The sequence below is a fragment of the Rhizobium leguminosarum genome, from assembly GCF_004123835.1.
GTDB classification, from domain to species: Bacteria; Pseudomonadota; Alphaproteobacteria; order Rhizobiales; family Rhizobiaceae; genus Rhizobium; species Rhizobium leguminosarum_M.
On record NZ_MZMU01000017.1, the window covers coordinates 1 to 19,245 of the forward strand.

General features: G+C 60.9%; 20 protein-coding genes. 18 read left to right on the forward strand and 2 right to left on the reverse strand.

Annotation, left to right across the window (positions count from 1 at the left end; all coding sequences use genetic code 11):
* Window positions 1–147: 147 nt before the first annotated feature.
* Window positions 148–1,056 carry a LysR family transcriptional regulator gene (locus B5P46_RS24360; protein ID WP_129420974.1) on the reverse strand — a complete coding sequence of 303 codons (909 nt, stop codon included), beginning with the start codon at window positions 1,054–1,056 and terminating at the stop codon, window positions 148–150.
* 284 nt (window positions 1,057–1,340) lie between these two features.
* Between B5P46_RS24360 and B5P46_RS24365 the strand changes: the two genes are divergently transcribed.
* The 5 genes from B5P46_RS24365 to B5P46_RS24385 are packed head-to-tail and all read left to right on the forward strand — an operon-like array spanning window position 1,341 to window position 5,599.
* Window positions 1,341–2,117 carry a 5-oxoprolinase subunit PxpA gene (locus tag B5P46_RS24365; RefSeq protein ID WP_129420975.1) on the forward strand — a complete coding sequence of 259 codons (777 nt, stop codon included), beginning with the start codon at window positions 1,341–1,343 and terminating at the stop codon, window positions 2,115–2,117.
* A gap of 21 nt (window positions 2,118–2,138) precedes the next feature.
* Complete coding sequence (locus B5P46_RS24370; RefSeq protein ID WP_129420976.1) at window positions 2,139–2,381, forward strand: acetyl-CoA carboxylase; 243 nt, start codon at window positions 2,139–2,141, stop codon at window positions 2,379–2,381.
* Window positions 2,378–3,763, forward strand: coding sequence for an acetyl-CoA carboxylase biotin carboxylase subunit (locus B5P46_RS24375; protein WP_129420977.1), 1,386 nt, complete (start codon window positions 2,378–2,380; stop codon window positions 3,761–3,763). The genes B5P46_RS24370 and B5P46_RS24375 overlap by 4 nt, the downstream gene beginning before the upstream one ends.
* Window positions 3,763–4,638, forward strand: a complete 876-nt coding sequence (locus tag B5P46_RS24380; protein ID WP_129420978.1) for a 5-oxoprolinase subunit B family protein — start codon at window positions 3,763–3,765, stop codon at window positions 4,636–4,638. The genes B5P46_RS24375 and B5P46_RS24380 overlap by 1 nt, the downstream gene beginning before the upstream one ends.
* Window positions 4,628–5,599, forward strand: a complete 972-nt coding sequence (locus B5P46_RS24385) for a biotin-dependent carboxyltransferase family protein (protein ID WP_129420979.1) — start codon at window positions 4,628–4,630, stop codon at window positions 5,597–5,599. The genes B5P46_RS24380 and B5P46_RS24385 overlap by 11 nt, the downstream gene beginning before the upstream one ends.
* A gap of 72 nt (window positions 5,600–5,671) precedes the next feature.
* On the opposite strand, the gene B5P46_RS24390 is transcribed toward B5P46_RS24385, so the two are convergent.
* The gene (locus B5P46_RS24390) at window positions 5,672–6,682 is read right to left on the reverse strand and encodes a GntR family transcriptional regulator (protein ID WP_129420980.1); all 1,011 of its coding nucleotides are present in this window, start codon (window positions 6,680–6,682) and stop codon (window positions 5,672–5,674) included.
* Between the two features lie 374 nt (window positions 6,683–7,056).
* Between B5P46_RS24390 and B5P46_RS24395 the strand changes: the two genes are divergently transcribed.
* The 13 genes from B5P46_RS24395 to B5P46_RS24455 all read left to right on the forward strand — a co-directional run bounded on the left by B5P46_RS24395 (window position 7,057) and on the right by B5P46_RS24455 (window position 19,180).
* Window positions 7,057–7,275, forward strand: a complete 219-nt coding sequence (locus B5P46_RS24395) for a hypothetical protein (protein ID WP_129420981.1) — start codon at window positions 7,057–7,059, stop codon at window positions 7,273–7,275.
* Between the two features lie 2 nt (window positions 7,276–7,277).
* Window positions 7,278–8,351 carry an ABC transporter ATP-binding protein gene (locus B5P46_RS24400; RefSeq protein ID WP_129420982.1) on the forward strand — a complete coding sequence of 358 codons (1,074 nt, stop codon included), beginning with the start codon at window positions 7,278–7,280 and terminating at the stop codon, window positions 8,349–8,351.
* A gap of 60 nt (window positions 8,352–8,411) precedes the next feature.
* Window positions 8,412–9,311 (forward strand): ABC transporter permease, encoded by a 900-nt coding sequence (locus B5P46_RS24405; protein WP_129420983.1) that lies wholly within the window; start codon window positions 8,412–8,414, stop codon window positions 9,309–9,311.
* Window positions 9,312–9,313: 2 nt separating this feature from the next.
* On the forward strand, window positions 9,314–10,159 hold the full coding sequence (locus B5P46_RS24410; protein ID WP_129420984.1) for an ABC transporter permease: 846 nt from the start codon (window positions 9,314–9,316) through the stop codon (window positions 10,157–10,159).
* The gene (locus B5P46_RS24415) at window positions 10,159–10,902 is read left to right on the forward strand and encodes an SDR family NAD(P)-dependent oxidoreductase (protein ID WP_129420985.1); all 744 of its coding nucleotides are present in this window, start codon (window positions 10,159–10,161) and stop codon (window positions 10,900–10,902) included. Before B5P46_RS24410 ends, B5P46_RS24415 begins: the two co-directional genes overlap by 1 nt.
* Before the next feature lie 13 nt (window positions 10,903–10,915).
* Complete coding sequence (locus B5P46_RS24420) at window positions 10,916–11,683, forward strand: SDR family NAD(P)-dependent oxidoreductase (RefSeq protein ID WP_129420986.1); 768 nt, start codon at window positions 10,916–10,918, stop codon at window positions 11,681–11,683.
* Window positions 11,684–11,793: 110 nt separating this feature from the next.
* Window positions 11,794–13,026 carry an ABC transporter substrate-binding protein gene (locus B5P46_RS24425; RefSeq protein WP_129420987.1) on the forward strand — a complete coding sequence of 411 codons (1,233 nt, stop codon included), beginning with the start codon at window positions 11,794–11,796 and terminating at the stop codon, window positions 13,024–13,026.
* Between the two features lie 74 nt (window positions 13,027–13,100).
* On the forward strand, window positions 13,101–14,210 hold the full coding sequence (locus B5P46_RS24430) for an ABC transporter ATP-binding protein (RefSeq protein WP_129420988.1): 1,110 nt from the start codon (window positions 13,101–13,103) through the stop codon (window positions 14,208–14,210).
* Window positions 14,211–14,251: 41 nt separating this feature from the next.
* A complete protein-coding gene (locus B5P46_RS24435; RefSeq protein ID WP_129420989.1) occupies window positions 14,252–15,133 on the forward strand; it encodes a polysaccharide deacetylase family protein in 882 nt (293 codons plus the stop codon).
* Between the two features lie 57 nt (window positions 15,134–15,190).
* Complete coding sequence (locus tag B5P46_RS24440) at window positions 15,191–15,523, forward strand: hypothetical protein (protein ID WP_129420990.1); 333 nt, start codon at window positions 15,191–15,193, stop codon at window positions 15,521–15,523.
* Window positions 15,516–16,586, forward strand: coding sequence for a CobW family GTP-binding protein (locus tag B5P46_RS24445; protein WP_129420991.1), 1,071 nt, complete (start codon window positions 15,516–15,518; stop codon window positions 16,584–16,586). Before B5P46_RS24440 ends, B5P46_RS24445 begins: the two co-directional genes overlap by 8 nt.
* Complete coding sequence (locus B5P46_RS24450) at window positions 16,586–17,806, forward strand: ABC transporter substrate-binding protein (RefSeq protein ID WP_129420992.1); 1,221 nt, start codon at window positions 16,586–16,588, stop codon at window positions 17,804–17,806. The genes B5P46_RS24445 and B5P46_RS24450 overlap by 1 nt, the downstream gene beginning before the upstream one ends.
* Before the next feature lie 12 nt (window positions 17,807–17,818).
* Window positions 17,819–19,180 (forward strand): amidase, encoded by a 1,362-nt coding sequence (locus B5P46_RS24455; protein ID WP_129420993.1) that lies wholly within the window; start codon window positions 17,819–17,821, stop codon window positions 19,178–19,180.
* Window positions 19,181–19,245 lie beyond the last annotated feature (65 nt).

Sequence of the window (19,245 nt, forward strand, 5' to 3'; positions counted from 1 at the left end):
ATATAGGTTTACGAGATGCAATTCAAATAGTTAGTCCCTAAAGGCATGCCACGCGCTCAAACGGGTGATTTGTCAGAGCTCGAAAAGATCTGATAGTAGCGCCGGCGGTTCGACTCCTTTCAAGGCGAGCAATACGAAACTATAGTCTCAGCGCGCATTCCCTGGCAGGTGGAATGCCTGCTGGAAATAGGATCGGAAGGCGAGCATCGGCGGTGAAAGTTCGATGTTCTTACGCCATGCAAGACCAACATCCATGGCCGGCACCGGGTCGCGAACATTGATGGTTTCAATCCGCCGACCCTCCAGTGACCAAGGCCGGTGCACCATGTCGGAGAGGATAGCCACGCCTTGGCCGTTGGCGACGAGGGATCGCACCGCCTCGACGGACGATGTGCGCAGGATCACCTGGGGCTGGTAGGGCGAGGCACTCCAGTATTTCAGCGACGAATGGGCGGCCTCGTCGACGGTCAGCATGATGTAAGGTTCCTCGGCGATTTCCTCCAAACCCACCGAATCTGCCTGTAGCAGGTGATGCTGTGCCGGCACCCACAGGCGGCGGGTCGAACTCAACACCTTTTCCGTCACAAGCGATGGGTTGAGGATGTTGGAGGTGAGTAGCACCGACATATCATAGCGGTTGGTCAGAAGACCTTCCTCGATCGATTCCCGTGTCAATTCGAAGAGCTGGATATCGAGCTTGGGGAAGAGGCGCCGCAGCCGTTCGATGTGCAGGGGCAGAAAATAACCGATGACGGTATAGGTTGCCGCCACCGTCAGGGTACCCTCGACGTCGTTGTTGACGACGTTCAGGTGCGTTGCCTCATCCACCTTTTTCAGGATGTCATAGGCATGCGACAGGAACTGGCGTCCGGCCGCCGTCAGGTCCATGCCGTGTGGGGCACGGATGAACAGGCTGGCGCCGACGGTCTGCTCCAGTTCCTTGATCGCCGTCGTCACGGCGGACTGCGAAATGGAAAGATCTACCGCAGCCTGCGATATCTGGCCGAGTTCCGCGGTCGCGACAAAATAACGAAGCTGCCGGAGACTGAGCGCCATGACGATGCCTTTCTATTCAATAAACCAAAACATGCCATCGGAAAATCAGAAGAGCCGACCCAAAAAGCAGCATATATCAGCACGCAAAGGTGCACACTCGTCTCAACTGATTGAAATTACGTGTTTCTTGGGTGCGCCAAATTTGAGCACTGCATTCTGATTTTCAGATACTAAGCATACAAAAATTTAATTTTTCAAATGAATTAATTCGTCCTAGCCTGATTTCGTCAAAAAAGCGGCAGACGGAAACGTGGCCCCATTGCAGGCAGGCGAGGAACAGTACGTTGATCGATGCAGTAGACATCAATTGCGACATGGGCGAAGCCTTCGGCCGGTGGCGCGTCGGCGATACCGACGACACAACGCTGATGGGGCAGATCAGCTCGGCTAATATCGCCGCCGGTTTTCACGCCGGCGATCCGAACCTCATGGACCAGACGGTTCGTCTCGCAACGGAGCATGGCGTCGGCATCGGCGCGCATCCAGGGTATAACGATCTTCAGGGTTTCGGCCGCCGCAAGATTGCCGGAACTGCCAAGGAACTGGTCAACGACATGGTCTATCAGGTCGGCGCGCTGCGGGAGTTCGCCCGTCGCCACGGCGCCCGCCTGCAGCATGTGAAGCCGCACGGCGCTCTCTATATGGAAATGGCTGTCGACGCCGAACTCTCGCAGATCTTCATGCAATACATGCGCACCGTCGAGCCCAATGCCTACATCTTCTGCATGGGCGGTTCGGAAACCTACCGGGTCGCAAAGGAAGCCGGGCAGCCGGTCGTGCGCGAGTTCTACGCGGACCGCGATTATGACGACACCGGCTCAATCGTCTTTACCCGCGATGCCGGGCGTCCGGATCCCGCCGCGATTGCCCGAAAGGTCGTGCGCGCCTGCAAGGAAGGTAAGGTCAGGACGGTCACCGGAGGGGACGTCGACATCGCCTTTGAATCCATCTGCTTCCATTCCGATACGCTCGGCGCGCTCGATATCGTGCGCCAGATGCGCGAGGCGTTGAATGCCGAAGGCATCCGCATCGCGCCGATTTCGGAAATCGCACGCCACTGAGACTTTTAAGCGGAGAGAGACATGAGCAAGCTGGAAATCAGATCGCCCTTGCCGGGCACGTTTTACCGGACGCCGGCGCCGGACGCGGCCCCGTTCAAGGCGGACGGCGACGCGGTCGCAAGTGCCGACACCATCGGCATGATCGAGGTGATGAAGACATTCCAGGAAATCCCGGCAGGCATCGACGGCACGGCCATCCGCTTCCTCGTCGACAATGAAGAGCCGGTGATGGCCGGCCAGGTGATCGCAGTGGTGGAGGCATGACCATCCGCTCGCTCCTCGTTGCGAACCGCGGCGAGATCGCGGTGCGTATCATCAAGGCGGCAAAGGCGCTCGGCATCCGCACCGTACAGGTTCATAGCGTCGCGGACGCCGATATGTTGGCCGTGAAGCTTGCCGACGAGGCCGTCAACATCGGCCCGCCATCCGCCGCCAAATCCTACCTCAATATCAATGCCGTAGTTTCTGCCGCCAAGGCGACCGGCGTCGATGCAGTGCATCCGGGCTATGGCTTCCTCTCCGAAAATGCCGATTTCGCCGAAGCGGTCGAGGCTGCCGGCCTGATCTTCATCGGTCCGAAGGGTGACGCGATCCGCCTGCTCGGCGACAAGGTCGCCGCCCGCGCGGTGGCCGCCCGCGCCGGCGTGCCGACCGTTCCCGGCAGTGCCGGACGGATCGCCAGCCTCGACGAGGCCCGCGTCATCGCGAACAACACCGGCTTCCCGATCATGATCAAGGCCGCTGCCGGCGGCGGCGGGCGCGGCATTCGCATCGCCGACAACATGGCGGACCTGGAACGGCATTTCCCGCAGGCTTCGGCGGAGGCCGCTGCCGCCTTCGGCGATGGCGGGCTCTATCTCGAGAAGGTTATCACCACGGCCCGTCATGTTGAGGTTCAGATTCTTGGCGACGGCGAGAATTTCGTTCATTGCTTTGAGCGCGAATGCTCACTGCAGCGCCGTCGCCAGAAGGTCTGGGAAGAAGCGCCTTCTTTCCTGCTGCCAGCGGCCGTGCGTGAAAAGCTATGCGCTAGCGCCGTCGCGCTTGCCAGGGAGGTTGGCTATCGCGGCGCCGGCACTGTCGAATACCTCTACGACGAGATCGCCCGCGAATTCTACTTCATCGAGGTCAACACCCGCATCCAGGTCGAGCATCCGGTGACCGAGATGATCACCGGCATCGACCTCGTGCAGGAGATGATCAAGGTCTGCGGCGGCGCCCAGCTGTCGATCGCCCAGAAGGATATCGTCGCGCGCGGCCACGCCATCGAATGCCGCATCAATGCCGAGGATCCGTCCCGCAACTTCATGCCGGCACCTGGGCGGATCGAGACGCTGAAAGTTCCCGAGGGCAAAGGCATCCGCTTCGACACTATGCTCTACGAAGGTTATTCCATCCCGCCGTTCTACGATTCGCTCGTCGGCAAGTTGATCGTCTGGGCCGAAAGCCGCGACGCATGCCTTGAGCGGCTGAAGAGCGCGCTCGAGGGCCTGACGATTACCGGCATTCCAACGACGGTGCCGCTGCATCTGGCGCTTGCCAGCGACGAGAGCGTCCGCCGCGGCGCGTTCCACACTCGCTTCCTCGAAACATGGCTTGAAACCGAATTCGCCGGTCTTTCCGGCAAGACCGCGGAGGTTGCCTGATGAGCATACGATATTCGTTCGGGGGCGATGAGCATCTGTTCATCGAATGCAGTGAGGAGATGTCGCTTGAAGCCTTCTTCACCAGTCTGTCAATGGCAACCGGGGTGCGCGAAAGCGGCATCAAGGGCGTGTCCGAAATCTGCCCGGCCAACGCATCATTCCAGATCAAGTTCAATCCCGACATCATCCACCCCAACGATATCCTACGGGAGGTAAAGTCGATCGAAGGAGCCGCCAGCAAGGCCGAACCGGTGATCAAGACCCGGATCGTCGAAATTCCGGTGTTCTACAATGATCCCTGGACGCACGAAACGCTGATGCGCTTCCGCGAGCGCCACCAGGATCCCGCGGGTACCGATCTCGACTACGCCGCCCGCATCAACAATTTCGGTTCGGTCGATGATTTCGTCGCCGCCCATTCCGGTTCGCCCTGGTTCGTCTCCATGGTCGGTTTCGTGGCCGGACTGCCGTTCATGTACCAGATGGTCGAGCGCCAAAGGCAGATCCAGGTTCCGAAATATCTTCGCCCGCGCACCGATACCCCGAGACTGACCGTCGGCCATGGCGGTTGCTTCGGCTGCATCTACTCCGTGCGCGGTGCGGGCGGTTACCAGATGTTCGGCATCACCCCCATGCCGATCTTCGATCCGACCCAGACCACCAGCTATCTCCGAGACTTCATGGTGTTCTTCCGCCCCGGCGACATCGTCAAGTTCCAGCCGATCGGCCGCGATGCCTACGACCAGGCGGTCGAGGATGTCGACAAGGGCCGGTTTGCTCCGCCGATCCGCGAGGTCAGCTTCGATCTCAGGGAGTTCCAGAAGGACATCGACGGCTACAACGCCACGCTGGAGGGCATGCTCAATGGCCATTAAGGTTCTCCATCATGGTCTCGCCACCACCGTCCAGGATCTCGGCCGGCCCGGCTATTTCCACCTCGGCATACCCGTCGGCGGTGCGATGGACCGTTACGCGATGCGGGCGGCAAACCTGCTCGTCGGCAATGACGAGGGTGCTGCCGGGCTTGAAGCCGTCTTCATCGGGCCGAAGCTCGAATTCACCGAGGATGTACTGGTTGCCGTCACCGGCGCCGAGATGCCGGCCAAGGTCGACGGCGTCGCGCAACCCGGCTGGACCGCCTTCAAGGTCAAGGCCGGGCAGACCCTGACCTTCGACTACCTCAAATCCGGCGCACGTATCTGCATCGCTGTCTCGGGCGGTATCGATGTGCCGGAAGCACTTGGCAGCCGCTCGACCTATCCGATCGGCGCACTCGGCGGCTACAAGGGCCGGGCGATCGCAGCCGGCGACGAGCTTCCGGTCGGCACTGCTAGCCTTGCGACCGAGGGTCGGACGGTCACCGATGATTTGCGCCGTAAGCCGGGCATGCTGGCGGAGCTTCGCGTTTTGCCGGGCCTCTACTGGCACCGCGTCACGGAAGAATCGCAGCAAAACTTCTTCGCCGACGAATGGAAAGTCGCCAACGAGGCCGACCGCATGGGTTATCGCTTCAAGGGCGGACGCAAGCTCGATTTCGTTGAGCGCGAGCAACCTTTTGGTGCGGGTTCCGATCCGTCGAACATCGTCGACAGCTGCTATCCCTATGGCTCCATTCAGGTCCCGGGCGGCACCGAACCGATCATCCTGCACCGGGACGCCGTCTCGGGTGGCGGCTACTTCATGGTTGGAACGGTCATCTCCGCCGACATGGATCTTATCGGCCAGCTCCAGCCTCATACGCCCACCCGCTTCGTCAAGGTGACGATGGACGAGGCGCTTAAGGCGCGGGCGGACCGGCAAGCCCTGTTGACCAGCCTTCGCAGGGCAGTGGCCTAAGGAAGGGGCGATCCGATGCGGGCTTTGCGACATGGCGACTGTGGCAGCGGGAAAGACAAGTCGGTGCTGCCGCTATTCCATCACCCGCGTCAGATAATCGGCCGTGACGCTCGGGCCCGGAATGATCGCAACGATCTTCATCTGGGCGATCGTGCGGTTGACGGAGGCATCGAGGTGGCTCTCCATCATAGCGGCAGCGGCCGTCGCCGCGCCACGCATCAGCAGCTCGGCGATCAGCCGAAGCTCGGTGATGATCGCCGGATCGCCGGGAAGGCCAAGGCGGCGAAGCAGCCGCTCGGTCGCCGTCACCGGCAGAAGATTGTTGCGGATCAGATCCTTCAGCCGTTCGTTCGGTGTCGCCAGAACGCAGGTTTCGATGAAGTTGGACTGGATGGCCTCGACCGCACCGAGATAATCTTTCGGCTGTTGCTGCTCCAGCGTGGAGAGGCGGGTAAACAGATCGGTCAGGACGGCGTGGTCGATATGCCCTGCTCCGACAACGATAGCCTGTGGCTCCAGCATGCGCCGCAGAACGAAGTGATCCTTGACGATCTGGGCCGTCAGCGGACCGGCGATCCAATGCGAACTCTGGTTCTTGCGCACGAGCCCGCGCTCGCGCAGCCGGGTCAGCACGTCGCGCACGACGGTGCGGCTGACGTTGAAATGGTTTGCAAGCTCGATCTCGACGATGCGGTACTGGCCGAACACGACGCATCCGGCCACATCCGCCTCGACGGTATTATAGATGCGCTCCCAGGACGACCGGCTCTGGAGTGCCTCGTCGGCATGGCTTGTAATGTGCAGTCCAAGCGTCTTGATATCGGTGCGGTTGGGCTCGATGCCTCGATTCGGCGCTCCGACGAGATAGCCCCGGCCGCTGAAGCGATGCAGAAGCCCCTCGATTTCAAGGGTTTGCAGCGCACGTTGAACGGGCGCGCGGGAAATTTGCAGGATGTCCGCAATGGGACCTTCGAGCAGCACCAGACCCTCCGGCAGAAAGCCGTCGATAATGTTACTGCGCAGAATATCCTCGGCGATTTCGTATCGCTTCTGTGCGGTCGATCTGGTTCGATCTTCGGTCATGAAATCCGGCGCTTTCCCTCTGGCCCATGTCCTAAATTCAGTTTTACGCATTTGCAGGGAGTAAAGACAGGGCAAAAATAAAATGATTATTGAATACAATGTCACAATAAAATTCATTTTGTCGAGAGAATGAATGAACGGGTAGCGACCTCGGGCTGAGGTCGACCTGATAAGGCACGCGCGTTCTGCTGCTTGATGACCTGCTCCGGTTTATTGCCAGTTTTGGTGGGAATAGTTCTCTTATGAGGCTGCGAAGTGTGTTTTGGATTTGCGTGGATCGTCTGCGGCGCGAAAGAGATGCGCTGGCTTTTGAAGGGTGACCCTGTGTGTTCGGGGTGCACCGAGCCGACATGTCTTGATTCTGTAAAAGCCTATTGAATACAAAAATCATTCGTGTCATAGTTTTTGTAATGCAGGCGCTCGCAAGAAGCGTAACAGGTGGAACTTTCTTAAAACGCCAAGGAACATCTCTTGACGCGCGTGTGATGTTTGCGCGAACGGCTTTTGCTTGCCTGCCGGGACCTATCAGCGGTTCGGGTATGGGCGAAGCTTTGCCGGAAGAATGTTCCTTGCCTTTGGAACTGGCAGAATAGCGATGTCGGCAGCTCTTCAACTCATGAACGTCTCGAAATCCTACGGCGACCTCAAGGCGCTGGACAGGGTCGAACTGGCCTTGCCCGATGATGCCTATATCTCGCTTCTCGGCCCGAGCGGGTCCGGCAAGACCACGCTTCTGCGGGTGATTGCCGGTTTCGAGGAGCCGGAACAGGGCGCGATCCTGTTCGGCGGCAAGCGGATCGACGGCATCGCGCCGCACAATCGCGGTATCGGTTTCGTCTTCCAGAATTTCGCCCTGTTTCCGCATCTTTCGGTCTCGGAAAACATCGCCTTCGGCCTTGTCAACCGCGAGCTCAACCCGGTCACCGATGCCGCCAGCGTCAAGGCCAGGGTGCGTGACATCATTTCGCTGGTCGGACTGACGGGCCTTGAAGACCGGGCCGTGACGCAGATTTCCGGTGGCCAGCGCCAGCGCGTCGCTCTGGCCCGCACGCTGGTGACCGAGCCGAAGATGGTTCTGCTCGACGAGCCGCTCGGTGCGCTCGACGCCAATCTGCGCTCCCGGATGCGCACCGAACTGCGTGCTATCCGCGAGCGCTGCGGCGTCACCTTCCTGCATGTGACCGGCAGCGAAAGCGAGGCGCTCGCCATGGGCGATACGGTGCTGGTGCTCGACCGTGGGCACATCGCCCAGTCCGCTCACTCCGATCTCCTCTACAACCGCCCGGCATCGCCTGCCGTCGCGCGCTTTCTCAATTGCTACAATCTGTTTGCCGGCAGTGTTGCCGGTGATGTTTTCGTCAGTCCGACCGGACGATTTGCGCTGGGGGGCTTTCGCCAGCCGGCATCGCAGCCTGCCTATGCGATCCGCTACGACCGGGTCGATATCCGCGAGCAGAATGCGCCGGTCCTTCAGGGGGAGGTGCGTCTGGAGGGCAATTTCGTCGCCAGCGAATATTCCGGGGCGGCAATCAATTCCTTCTTTGCGCTCGATGACGGCCGAGTGTTCGAGGTGGAAACGCACCTCAGCCGCTCCGCACCGCAAACCTATGTCGAGAAAGGCCGCTACGCGCTGGTCTGGAAGCGGGAGGACGCTCTTGTCTTTGCCTGAAAACGCCCTGCCTGAAAAAGTCCGGTCGCAAACGCCCTTGCCTGTTCTGGAGAATGAGAGATGACGATGGTCGCGATTGGCGATGAAGCGCAGGTCGAAACGACCAGCAAACGGAAGCTCTCCGGTCCCGCGCTCTGGCTGCTGGCGCCCGGCGTGATCTGGATGGTGCTGTTTCTGGTGCTGCCGATCCTGATGATGGTCTATGTCTCGTTCTGGACGCAGACGACCTTCAAGATCGAACCGACCCTGACGCTGAAGAGCTGGATCACCTTCTTCAGCAGCGAGACCTATCTGGGTGCGCTCTGGACGACGGTGCGCATCTGGCTGATCGTGCTGGTCTCGACGGTGCTGGTCGGCTATCCGGCCGCCCTTTTTGTCGGTCTGTTCGTCAGGAACAAGACGATCCAGACCGTTCTTCTGGTCCTCTGCGTCATTCCCTTCTGGACCTCGTTCCTTATCCGCGTCTTGGCTTGGCGGCCGATGCTCGGCAAGGAAGGTGCGATCAACCTGATCCTGATGAAGATCGGTGTCGTCCAGCAGCCGATCGAGATCCTGCTGTTTTCGGAACTGTCGGTCATTATCGGCATGACGCAGATCTACTGCGTCTTCATGGTCGGTCCGATCGCTTTCATGCTCGGCCGTATCGATCCATCGGTGATCGAGGCTGCACAGGATCTGGGTGCCAGCTTCGGCCGCATCTTCCGCACCATCATCCTGCCGCTGTCCATGCCGGGCGTGGTCGTCGGCGGCATCTTCGTCTCGGTTATGGTTCTTGGCGAATTCGCCACCTCGGCCGCACTTTCGGGCCGCAAGGTCAACCTGCTCGGCAACATCATCGTTACCCAGGTCGGGTCGCTCAAATGGGCCTTCGCGGCGGTGGCCGGCGTGGTGCTGACGATCCTCATGGGCGCCGTGGTCGCTGCCCTGCTCAGGATCGTCGATCTCAGGAAGGAGCTCTGATCATGAACGCAACCGGCATCAAATTCGGTCTCGGCACCTATACCGCGCTCTTCCTTGTCTTCCTGTACGGGCCGCTCGTGGTTCTGGCGATCCTGTCGTTCCAGACAGGGCCGGAAGGCGGACCGCAGTTTCCAATCATCGAATGGTCGACCTACTGGTACAAGCATCTCTTCGGTCTGACGCCGCCCTCGCGCATCGCACCGTTGCCGATCGAGCAGGCGCTCGTCCGGTCGATGGGGCTGGCGGTGATGACGATGATCGTCTCGACGGTTCTCGGTGTTTCGGCAGCGCAGGCGTTCCGCCGCAAGTTCAAGGGCTCGGGCTTTGTGTTCTATCTGATCGTGCTCGGTATGATGGTGCCCGGCGTGCTCGTCGGCCTCGGCATGGCGCTGGTTGCCAACTCGCTCGGCATCGACCGCCATTGGTGGGGCACGGCCTTCGTGCTGCACGTCGTCTACACTTTCCCCTTCGCCTTTCTGGTTATGCTGGCCATTTTCAACCGCTTCGATCCCAGCGTCGAGGAGGCGGCCTGGTCGCTCGGGGTCTCTCCGGCGCGCACCTTCCGCAAGATCACCTTTCCGCTGATCTTTCCGGGCGTGCTGTCGGCCATGCTGTTCGCCTTCACGCTGTCTTACGACGAGTTCTCGCGCACGCTGTTTGCCTCGGGCCGTGACCTGACGCTGCCGCTGGCCATCTACGGCACTTTCTCGGTGGAAGTGCATCCGAATGTCTTCGCCTTCGGGGTGCTGACCACACTGTTCTCCTTTGCGCTGCTGGGCACCTACGCCGTGCTGATGACGCTGTCGGTGCGCCGCGCCAAGCAGATGGCAATCCAGGAGGAGGCGTGATGGTGACGCAAAAGCGCTCGGCGATCGTCACGGGTGCCGGCTCCGGTATCGGCCGGGCCATCGCCCACAAGCTGGCGGCCGTGGGCTACGCGGTGATGGTCAACGATCTGTCGCTGGTCCGGGCCGATGCGGTCGCCGGTGAAATTCAGGCGGCAGGCGGAACGGCTGCCGCCATTGCCGGGGACGTGTCATCCGAAGACGACGTGGCTGCCGTCCACGCCGCTGCGGTGACGGCGCATGGCGAGACGCATCTCCTCGTCAACAATGCCGGCATCGCCCATCAGGCGCTGTTCGAAAATCTCGAGGTCAAGGATTTCGACCGGATGTTCGCCGTGCATGTGCGCGGCACCTTCCTGATGACCAAGGCGGTGCTGCCGGCGATGCTGGACCGCGGCGAGGGGGTCGTCGTCAATGTCGCCTCGCAACTCGGCCAGATCGGCGGCGTCGAGCTTGTGCATTATTCCAGCGCCAAGGCGGCCATCATCGGGATGACCAAGGCGCTGGCCCGCGAGGTTTCCAAGCGCGGCGTGCGGGTGAACGCCGTGGCGCCGGGGCCGATCAACACGCCGCTGGTGATGGCGCTGTCCGACGACTGGCGCACCGCCAAGAAGGCCGAACTACCACTTGGGCGTTTCGGCGAGCCTGAGGAAGTGGCCGAAACGGTCGCCTTCCTCGCATCGCCGGCAGCGAGTCTGTTCGTCGGCCAGACGCTCGGGCCGAATTCCGGCGATGTGATGCTGTGAGAGGGACAAAACCATGACTGGACCATCGAAACGTATTGCCATCGTCACCGGCGCCGGGATCGGCATCGGGCAGGCGACGGCCAAGGCGCTTGCCGCGCGGGGCGACCACGTCATCGTCACCGACATTCTGGAAAAGCAGGGAATGGAGACAGCGCAGGCCATTCTGTCGGCTGGCGGATCGGCGGAATTCGAGCTTTACGACGTGCGATCGACCGAGGCCACCGAGGCGCTGGTGGCAGACGTAGAAACCCGCCACGGCGGTATCGATGTGGTCGTCGCCAATGCGGGGATCGCACACCGCACGCCGCTGGCAGATCTCACCGACGAAAAGTGGGACCTGACCTTCGATATCGATCTTAAGGGCATTTTCCGGCTGGCGCGGGCGGCGGCTCCCGGCATGCGTTCGCGCAAATCCGGCAGCATCGTCGCGCTCTCCTCGATCATGGGGATTGCCTATGGCTGGGACGAGCATGTGCATTATTCGGCGGCCAAGTCCGGCGTCATCGGCCTCGTGCGCGGTCTGGCCGTGGAATTGGCGCGAGACGGCGTTCGGGTCAACGGCATCGCGCCCGGATACATCCGCACGGCGCAGCTTCTGTCGGAAGAAAATTCTCTGGGTCCGGCGGGCGCTGAAAAAGCCGCCGAATTCATCCCGATGGGGCGGCTCGGCACGCCCGAGGATATAGCGGATGTCATCGCATTTCTGGCGTCGAACGACGCGAGATACATGACCGGCCAGGTGCTGGTCGTGGATGGGGGCCTCTTGGTGGGGCGCTACTGAACCGTCAAGGCTGCATGGCGGGCGTTATCGCCGCCTGCGGCCTGCGGAGACTGAAGAATGGGCCGCGATCAAACGGGGTTCGGGGAACAACAATCAACTGGAGAAGAGACATGTCCAACATGGAAATCAATCGCCGCTCCCTTCTGAAGCGGTCCGCAGGCATGATGGCGCTCGCCATGGGCGGCGGCACGCATCTTCTGTCGTCTCGCGCAGCCTATGCCCAGGCTGCCGATCTTGCCGGCCAAAGCCTGCGCACCATCGGTCTTTCGGTGACGGTTCAGGAGCGTATTCTGGAAGAGTTCAAGAAGGCGTCCGGCGTCGGCAGCACGTCCGGCACGGCGGCGACCTTCCCGGATGCACAGACCAAGATCCTGTCCGGTTCGAAGGATTACGATTGCTGGGAAATCATCGCCGAGCGCCTGCCGTCGATCGTCATGACCGACAATGTCGAAGTGATCCCTGCCGCATCGTTGAAGAACTGGGCGAACATTCGCGAGGTGTTCACCAAGCCGAGCGACAAGTGGGATGTGAAATCGCAGATCACCGGCCAGATCTGGGCCGACGAGGCGCAGACCACGCTCAACATGGTGCCTGCCGTCTATAACTACGATTCGATCGGCTACAATCCCGATGTCGTCAGCGCCGAGGAAGCCAACACCTGGGCGGCGATCTTCGATCCGAAGTGGAAGGGCAAGTCCGGCCTCAACACCGACCCGCTGATCGCTTTCGGCCAGGCCATCATGGCGATGAACACGCTGGGCCTTTCCGATGTCAAGAACCCCGGCAATGCGACGGCGGCGGAAATCGACGAGGCGGCCGCATTCCTGATTTCGAAGAAGAAGGAAGGTCAGTTCCGCGCGCTGTGGGGTGATTTCGGCGAGCTCGTCAACTTGATGGCATCGGGCGAAATGGTCGTCTGCGACGCCTGGCAGCCGGCGGTCATGGCCGTCAAGGCGCAGGGCAAGCCCTGCAAGTACGCGGTGCCGAAGGAAGGTTATCGCGGCTGGGCGATCGGCCCAACGATGATTGCCGGTACGACCAACAAGGAAGCCGTTATCGCCTACGCCGACTACTGGCTTTCCGGCGAGCCGGGCATCGCGGTTTCCGAGCAGGGCTACTATTCGCCTTCGACGAACATCAAGGATGTCATGGCGCCGGAGAAATATGCCTTCTGGTATGAGGGCAAGCCCTGGGTCGGCGCGGAAGAGCGCGGCATCAAGGAAGGCGATCTTCGGGACGGTGGTTCGCTTGAGGAGCGCGCGGCTAATGTCGCCTATTGGCACCAGTGGCCGGATGAATACGACCACCTCATCCAGAAGTGGGATGAGTTCCTGAGCGCATAAGCTTCTTTCTACCCTCCCCCTCTCAAGGGGAGGGTACACAATCAGACGTATCCCACACCGTCCGGAGCAACCCCATGATCTACGACCTCGAACTCAGAAATGTTGGCAAGGTCTACGACAACGGCACACCGGCCGTCATCGATTTCAACCTTTCGGTCACCAAGGGCGAGTTTATCGCGTTTCTCGGACCGTCCGGCTGCGGCAAGACGACGACGCTACGGATGATCGCCGGCTTCGAGGGGATTTCCTCCGGCGACATGATGATCAAGGGCGTGCGGATGAACGACGTGTCACCGCAGGGGCGGCCGACCTCGATGATTTTCCAGAGTTATGCGTTGTTTCCGCACATGACCGTGCGCCGCAATGTCGGCTACGGTCTGGAGGTCAAGGGCATGGCAAGGGCGGAGCGTGATGCCAAGGTCGATCGCATCCTTGCGACACTCGGCCTGGAGGATATCGCCGATCGCAAGCCGGACAAGTTGTCGGGTGGCCAGCGCCAGCGCATCGCGCTGGCGCGTGGTCTCGTCGTGGAGCCGGATATACTGTTGCTCGATGAGCCGCTCGGCGCGCTCGACGCCAATCTGCGCAAGGCGATCCAGAACGAATTGAAATTGCTACAGAAGACACTAGGCATCACCTTCATCTTCGTCACCCACGCGCAGTCGGAAGCACTGGCGTTGTCCGACCGCATCGTCGTCATGAATCAGGGCCGCATCGAGCAGATCAGCCCGCCGCATCAGCTCTATACAAGGCCGAACACGCCGTTCGTGGCGCAGTTCATCGGCCGCAACACGATCTTTCAGGGCGAGGTGCAGGGCGGCGACGGGGAAAACACCGTCGTGTCCACACCTGTCGGCATGCTGTCGGGGCGCGCCAATGGTGCCGTGCCCGGCAAGGCCAAAGTCAATCTGGTCATTCCCGCTGAAGCGATCGAGGTGCATGCGGCCGACACCCAGTTGCGCGAGCGTCTTGTCGGCAAGATCGGCGGCAATGTCGTCGATGCGCGGATCGAGCATTTCGCCGTGGTCGGCCACGTCTCGCACCTGACGGCCAGCCTGCCGGACGGGCGTTCCGTCGCGCTCGAGGCCCATATCGATAAATACCAGCCGGAGACCTTTCCGGTCGGCGCCGGCGTTCTTCTGTCGTGGAATCCGGCGGAAGCAACCGTCATTCCCGTTCACTGAAACGACACTCTCTGACAAGAAACTAAAAGGAGACATAACCCATGGCGAAGGAAATCTTTTGCAGCTTCGGCGTCGACGTCGATGCCGTTGCAGGCTGGCTCGGATCGTATGGCGGCGAGGATTCGCCGGACGATATTTCGCGCGGGCTTTTTGCCGGCGAGGTGGGCAGCCCACGCCTGCTGAAGCTGTTCGAGCGTTTCGGTATCAAGACGACCTGGTTCATCCCCGGTCACTCGATCGAGACCTTTCCGGAGCAGATGCAGGCGGTGGCTGATGCCGGCCACGAGATCGGCATTCATGGCTATACCCATGAAAACCCGATCGCGATGACCCGCGAGCAGGAAACCGAAATTCTCGACAAGTGCATCGATCTCGTCACCAAGCTTTCCGGCAAGCGGCCGACCGGCTATGTCGCGCCGTGGTGGGAGTTTTCCAACGTCACCAATGAATTGCTTCTTGAGCGCGGCATCAAGTACGACCACTCGCTGATGCACAACGACTTCACGCCCTATTACGTGCGTGTCGGCGACAGCTGGACCAAGATCGACTATTCGAAGAAGCCGTCCGACTGGATGGTGCCGCTGAAGCGCGGCCAGGAAACCGACCTGATCGAAATTCCGGCTTCCTGGTATCTCGACGACTTGCCGCCGATGATGTTCATCAAGAAGGCGCCGAACAGCCACGGTTTCGTCAATCCGCACGATATCGAGCAGATGTGGCGCGACCAGTTCGACTGGGTCTATCGCGAAATGGATTATGCCGTCTTCCCGATCACCATCCATCCGGATGTCGCCGGCCGTCCGCAGGTGCTGATGATGCTGGAGCGGCTTTTTGCGCATATGAGCAAGCATCCGGGCGTCAAGTTCGTGACCATGAATGAAATCGCCGACGACTTTGCCAAGCGCTTTCCGCGCAAAAAGTAAACGGCAAGACGAGGAGCGGGCGGTGTCCGCTCCTTTCACATATTTCAAGGAAATACTATGTGCTCGCTGTGCGGGGTTCTCGGAGGAAATGAACACTGGGCCGATGCGGTGGCGCGGCCCGGCGTTTTTACGCGCAATGTCGAGCGGATCGATCGGCGTCGCGAGCGCGCCAACCGGGTGCGGGTGGCAAACCAGGTGCTGGCGGGCTTCGGCATGACGTTGTCGGACTGGCAGGGGGCGTCCTTCGTGCTGGCGACGCGTACCGGCAAAAGCGAAATCATCGAGGATCTCGGGCACCTCTGGCCGGCTGCCGAGCGGCTTTCAGGCCGGATCTGCGATCCGCTGAACATCGACATCATCGAGCGGATGGAGGCCGGGCGTCATGATTGATAGCCCTGCCTTTACCCCCGTCAACCTGCTCACCGGCTTCCTCGGCTCCGGCAAGACGACCTTGCTGAAACGCCTGCTGACCGACCCGGCGCTGGCTGATACGGCCGTGCTCATCAACGAATTCGGTGAAATCGGTCTCGATCATTATCTTCTCGAGCGGATCGATGAGACGATGGTGTTGCTGCAATCGGGATGCCTCTGCTGCACGGTTCGCGGTGAACTGGCTGATGCGCTGCGCGACCTGCATTCCAGGCGCGAGCGTGGGCTCATTCCGAATTTCAAGCGCGTGGTGATCGAAAGCACCGGCCTTGCCGATCCCTTTCCCGTGCTGTCGACGCTGAAGGCCGACCCGGTGCTGCGGCATCACCTCCGGCCGGGCAACGTCATCGCGACGGTCGATGCCGTGAACGGCATGCGCCAGCTCGATACCTATATCGAATCCAACCGGCAAGCGGCGATCGCCGACCGGCTGATGTTGACGAAGACGGACATTGCCGATGAAGACGGTCTGGACCTTCTTCGGGAGCGGCTGCGGCGGATCAACCCCGATGCCGCTCTGCTATCGACGGCCGATAAGGAGCTGGATGTCGCGGGGCTGTTTGACGAGGCTGTTGCCACACGTGGCAGCATCGCTCAATCGCCGAGCGGCTTTTATTGCGAAACGCCGGCCATGCTGGAGACGGCCGACGGCGGCACCCATCAGGCGGCCGTCACCTCCTTCGTCATGAGCGTCGAGGGCGCCATAGACTGGACTGCGTTTGGCGTCTGGCTGACCATGTTACTCCACCGGCACGGCGAACGGGTGCTGCGGGTGAAGGGCATCCTCAATGTTGAGGGCGAGGCCCGGCCCGTGGCCATCCATGGCGTGCAGCATCTTGTTCACCCGCCCACGCATATGGCTGCCTGGCCCTCGGACGATCGCCGCTCGCATATCGTGTTTATTGTTGACGGACTCGATGCCAGTCTGCTGAAACGGTCCTTCGAGGCCTTCACCCTCGCAGGACCGGAGCCCTCCCTGGCGGGGGGAGCACCGTCAGCACGACAGGACGTCCAGACCTCTTGATGAACAAGCATCAGCCAAAGCCGCAACAACCTGCCACGCCTGCACTCCATCTTCAGGGCAGGCCGAAGCTGCGCGTACTCGGCACGGCGATTTCCCTGCTGGAGGAACTACGTCTGCAGGCCGAGCAGGATCTCGGCATCGACGTCACCTTCGACAATAACGACTTCCTGACGACGCAGCATAAGGCGGCGCAGGAGCCGGGTAGCTACGATATTTACGACCAGTGTTTCCACAATCTGGATATCGTCTGGTACTGGCGCGCGGTGCAACCGATTGATACCAGCCGGATCAAGCTCTGGTCTGAGATCAACGATCTCACCAAGACCGGGCACATCGGCCCGAATGCGCGGCTGGGACAGGGCGATGTACCGGCCAAGAAGCTGTTCGTACAGCCGAACCTCGCGCTTGGCGATACGCCATCGCCGCGCATTTCGATGTTGCCGACGACGCACAATTTCGACAGTTTCGCCTACCGTACTGACGTGGTGAAGCATACCATCGAGATGAATTCCTGGGCGTCGCTGCTGAACGAGAAATGGGCGGGCCGCGTCTCCTTGGTCGATGAGCCGGCCATCGGCATTTTCGATGCGGCGCTGGCCGCGCAGGCGGCAGGACTGATGTCGTTCAACAATATCGGCAATATGACGGTGGCCGAAATCGACCGGCTGATCGATCTACTGAAAGCACGCAAGAAGGACGGTTTCTTCCGGGAGTTCTGGCGAACGGCAGAGGATGCCGCTCGCTTGATGGTCGACGGTGAAACCGATGTACAGAGCATGTGGTCGACGGGGATTAACATTCTGAATGGGCAGGGCATTCCCGTCGAGCAGGCGGTCCCCGTCGAGGGCTACCGAGCCTGGCATGGCGGTCTGTGCCTGTCAAAGGATCTGAGTGGCCGGATGCTCGATGTCGCCTACGAATATCTGAACTGGTGGATATCAGGCTGGCCCGGTGCCGTCGTCGCGCGTCAGGGTTATTACATCTCGACGCCGCAACGTTCCCGGCAGTTCATGATGCCGGCAGAGTGGGATTACTGGTACGAGGGGCACCCTGCCGCCACCGATCTTCCCGGCCCGGATGGATCGGTGCGAATTCGCAAGGGCAGCATAAGGGCCGGCGGGTCATACTGGCAAAGGGCAAACTGCATCGCCGTTTGGAACACGACGATGGATGAACACAATTATCTCGTCCGCCGGTGGATGCAGCTTGTCGGACGGTAGAAGAGGAAATGGATGATGCCGTCTCACGGTGGAAAAACAGTCGCCCAGCTTTCCGTGCTGATCCAGAACGGCGCGCTTGATCCGGTGGCGCTCGCTGAGGAAACATTTATCACCATTGACAGCTGCAAGGACCAGTCGATCTTCGTCAACCTGCTGGAACAGCGGGCGAGGGCTGAAGCCGCCGCTTCGTCCAAGCGCATCAGGGATGGTCGTTCGCTTGGCCTGCTCGACGGCATTCCGGTCGCCTGGAAGGATCTTTTCGATATCGAGGGGCTTGCAACAACGGCCGGCTCCACCGTGCTCAAAACATCGGTACCCGCAACTCGGGACGCCGATGTCGTTGCGGCGCTTGCCGGGGCCGGCATGGTCAGCATCGGCCGGGTCAATATGAGCGAGTTTGCCTTTTCAGGGCTCGGCATAAATCCTCACTACGGAACGCCGCAGAACCCGGCCTCGACCGATGGTGCACGGTTGCCCGGCGGTTCTTCGTCCGGCTCCGGCGTTGCGGTGGCATCCGGACTGGTGCCGGTTTCGATCGGGACGGACACGGGCGGATCGGTTCGCATTCCGGCAGCCTTCAACGGCATCGTCGGCTACAAGGCAACCCGCGGCCGCTATTCCATGCGGGGTGTTTTCCCGCTGTCGAAAAGCCTCGATTCGCTCGGGCCGCTCTGCCATACCGTGCAGGATGCGGTGTGGATCGATGCGGCGATGCGCGGCCTCGGCACACCCGATGTTCGCCGTAGCTCGGTCGAGGGTCTTTCGCTCGTCGTTCCCGAAACCATCGTTTTCGATGATGCGGAAGCGGGCGTGGTGTCGGCCTTCGAGGTGGCCTTGAAGCTGCTGGAAAAGTCCGGGGCAAAAATTCGGCGGCAGGCGTTTCCGGCCTATGCCGCAATCTTTGAGCTGATGGCGAAATACGGCCCGCTGGTGACGGCCGAAGCCTTCGTGCTGCACCGGGAGCGTTTGGCGGGACCGGAGGCCGAGGGAATGGACCCTCGCGTGGTTGCTCGCACGCGGCTGGGCGAGAAGATCACCATGACAGGCTATATCGAGACGTTGGCCGCCCGTGAGCATCTGATGGCGGAATTTGCGTCAAGCATCGGACCGGGCGAACTGGTCGTGTCGCCGACCTTGCCGCATGTCGCGCCCCTGACCGCACCGCTTTTGACCAACGACGAGCTTTTCGTGAAAACCAATGCCAAGACGTTGCGCAACACGCTGATCGGCAACTTCCTCGACGGCTGCGGTGTCTCGATCCCCTGTGGCGCCGGCGACGCCGGCATGCCTGTCGGTCTGCTTCTTTCCGGCTTGCCGAATGGCGACGAGCATTTGCTTTCGGTCGCGCTGGCCACAGAAGAAGCCATACGATAGCTCCAATCTGACTGTCTATGCTTGCTGATTGCTGAAGCACTCGGTCTCTACTGACTTCGCGAGGA

Coding starts and splice junctions, on each gene's coding strand:
- B5P46_RS24375 (WP_129420977.1), top strand. CDS start 2,378: ATGACCATCCGCTCGCTCCTCGTTGCGAACCGCGGCGAGATCGCGGTG.
- B5P46_RS24430 (WP_129420988.1), top strand. CDS start 13,101: ATGATCTACGACCTCGAACTCAGAAATGTTGGCAAGGTCTACGACAAC.
- B5P46_RS24425 (WP_129420987.1), top strand. CDS start 11,794: ATGTCCAACATGGAAATCAATCGCCGCTCCCTTCTGAAGCGGTCCGCA.
- B5P46_RS24445 (WP_129420991.1), top strand. CDS start 15,516: ATGATTGATAGCCCTGCCTTTACCCCCGTCAACCTGCTCACCGGCTTC.
- B5P46_RS24380 (WP_129420978.1), top strand. CDS start 3,763: ATGAGCATACGATATTCGTTCGGGGGCGATGAGCATCTGTTCATCGAA.
- B5P46_RS24415 (WP_129420985.1), top strand. CDS start 10,159: ATGGTGACGCAAAAGCGCTCGGCGATCGTCACGGGTGCCGGCTCCGGT.
- B5P46_RS24435 (WP_129420989.1), top strand. CDS start 14,252: ATGGCGAAGGAAATCTTTTGCAGCTTCGGCGTCGACGTCGATGCCGTT.
- B5P46_RS24370 (WP_129420976.1), top strand. CDS start 2,139: ATGAGCAAGCTGGAAATCAGATCGCCCTTGCCGGGCACGTTTTACCGG.
- B5P46_RS24390 (WP_129420980.1), bottom strand. CDS start 6,682: ATGACCGAAGATCGAACCAGATCGACCGCACAGAAGCGATACGAAATC.
- B5P46_RS24385 (WP_129420979.1), top strand. CDS start 4,628: ATGGCCATTAAGGTTCTCCATCATGGTCTCGCCACCACCGTCCAGGAT.
- B5P46_RS24440 (WP_129420990.1), top strand. CDS start 15,191: ATGTGCTCGCTGTGCGGGGTTCTCGGAGGAAATGAACACTGGGCCGAT.
- B5P46_RS24360 (WP_129420974.1), bottom strand. CDS start 1,056: ATGGCGCTCAGTCTCCGGCAGCTTCGTTATTTTGTCGCGACCGCGGAA.
- B5P46_RS24405 (WP_129420983.1), top strand. CDS start 8,412: ATGACGATGGTCGCGATTGGCGATGAAGCGCAGGTCGAAACGACCAGC.
- B5P46_RS24420 (WP_129420986.1), top strand. CDS start 10,916: ATGACTGGACCATCGAAACGTATTGCCATCGTCACCGGCGCCGGGATC.
- B5P46_RS24450 (WP_129420992.1), top strand. CDS start 16,586: ATGAACAAGCATCAGCCAAAGCCGCAACAACCTGCCACGCCTGCACTC.
- B5P46_RS24455 (WP_129420993.1), top strand. CDS start 17,819: ATGATGCCGTCTCACGGTGGAAAAACAGTCGCCCAGCTTTCCGTGCTG.
- B5P46_RS24400 (WP_129420982.1), top strand. CDS start 7,278: ATGTCGGCAGCTCTTCAACTCATGAACGTCTCGAAATCCTACGGCGAC.
- B5P46_RS24410 (WP_129420984.1), top strand. CDS start 9,314: ATGAACGCAACCGGCATCAAATTCGGTCTCGGCACCTATACCGCGCTC.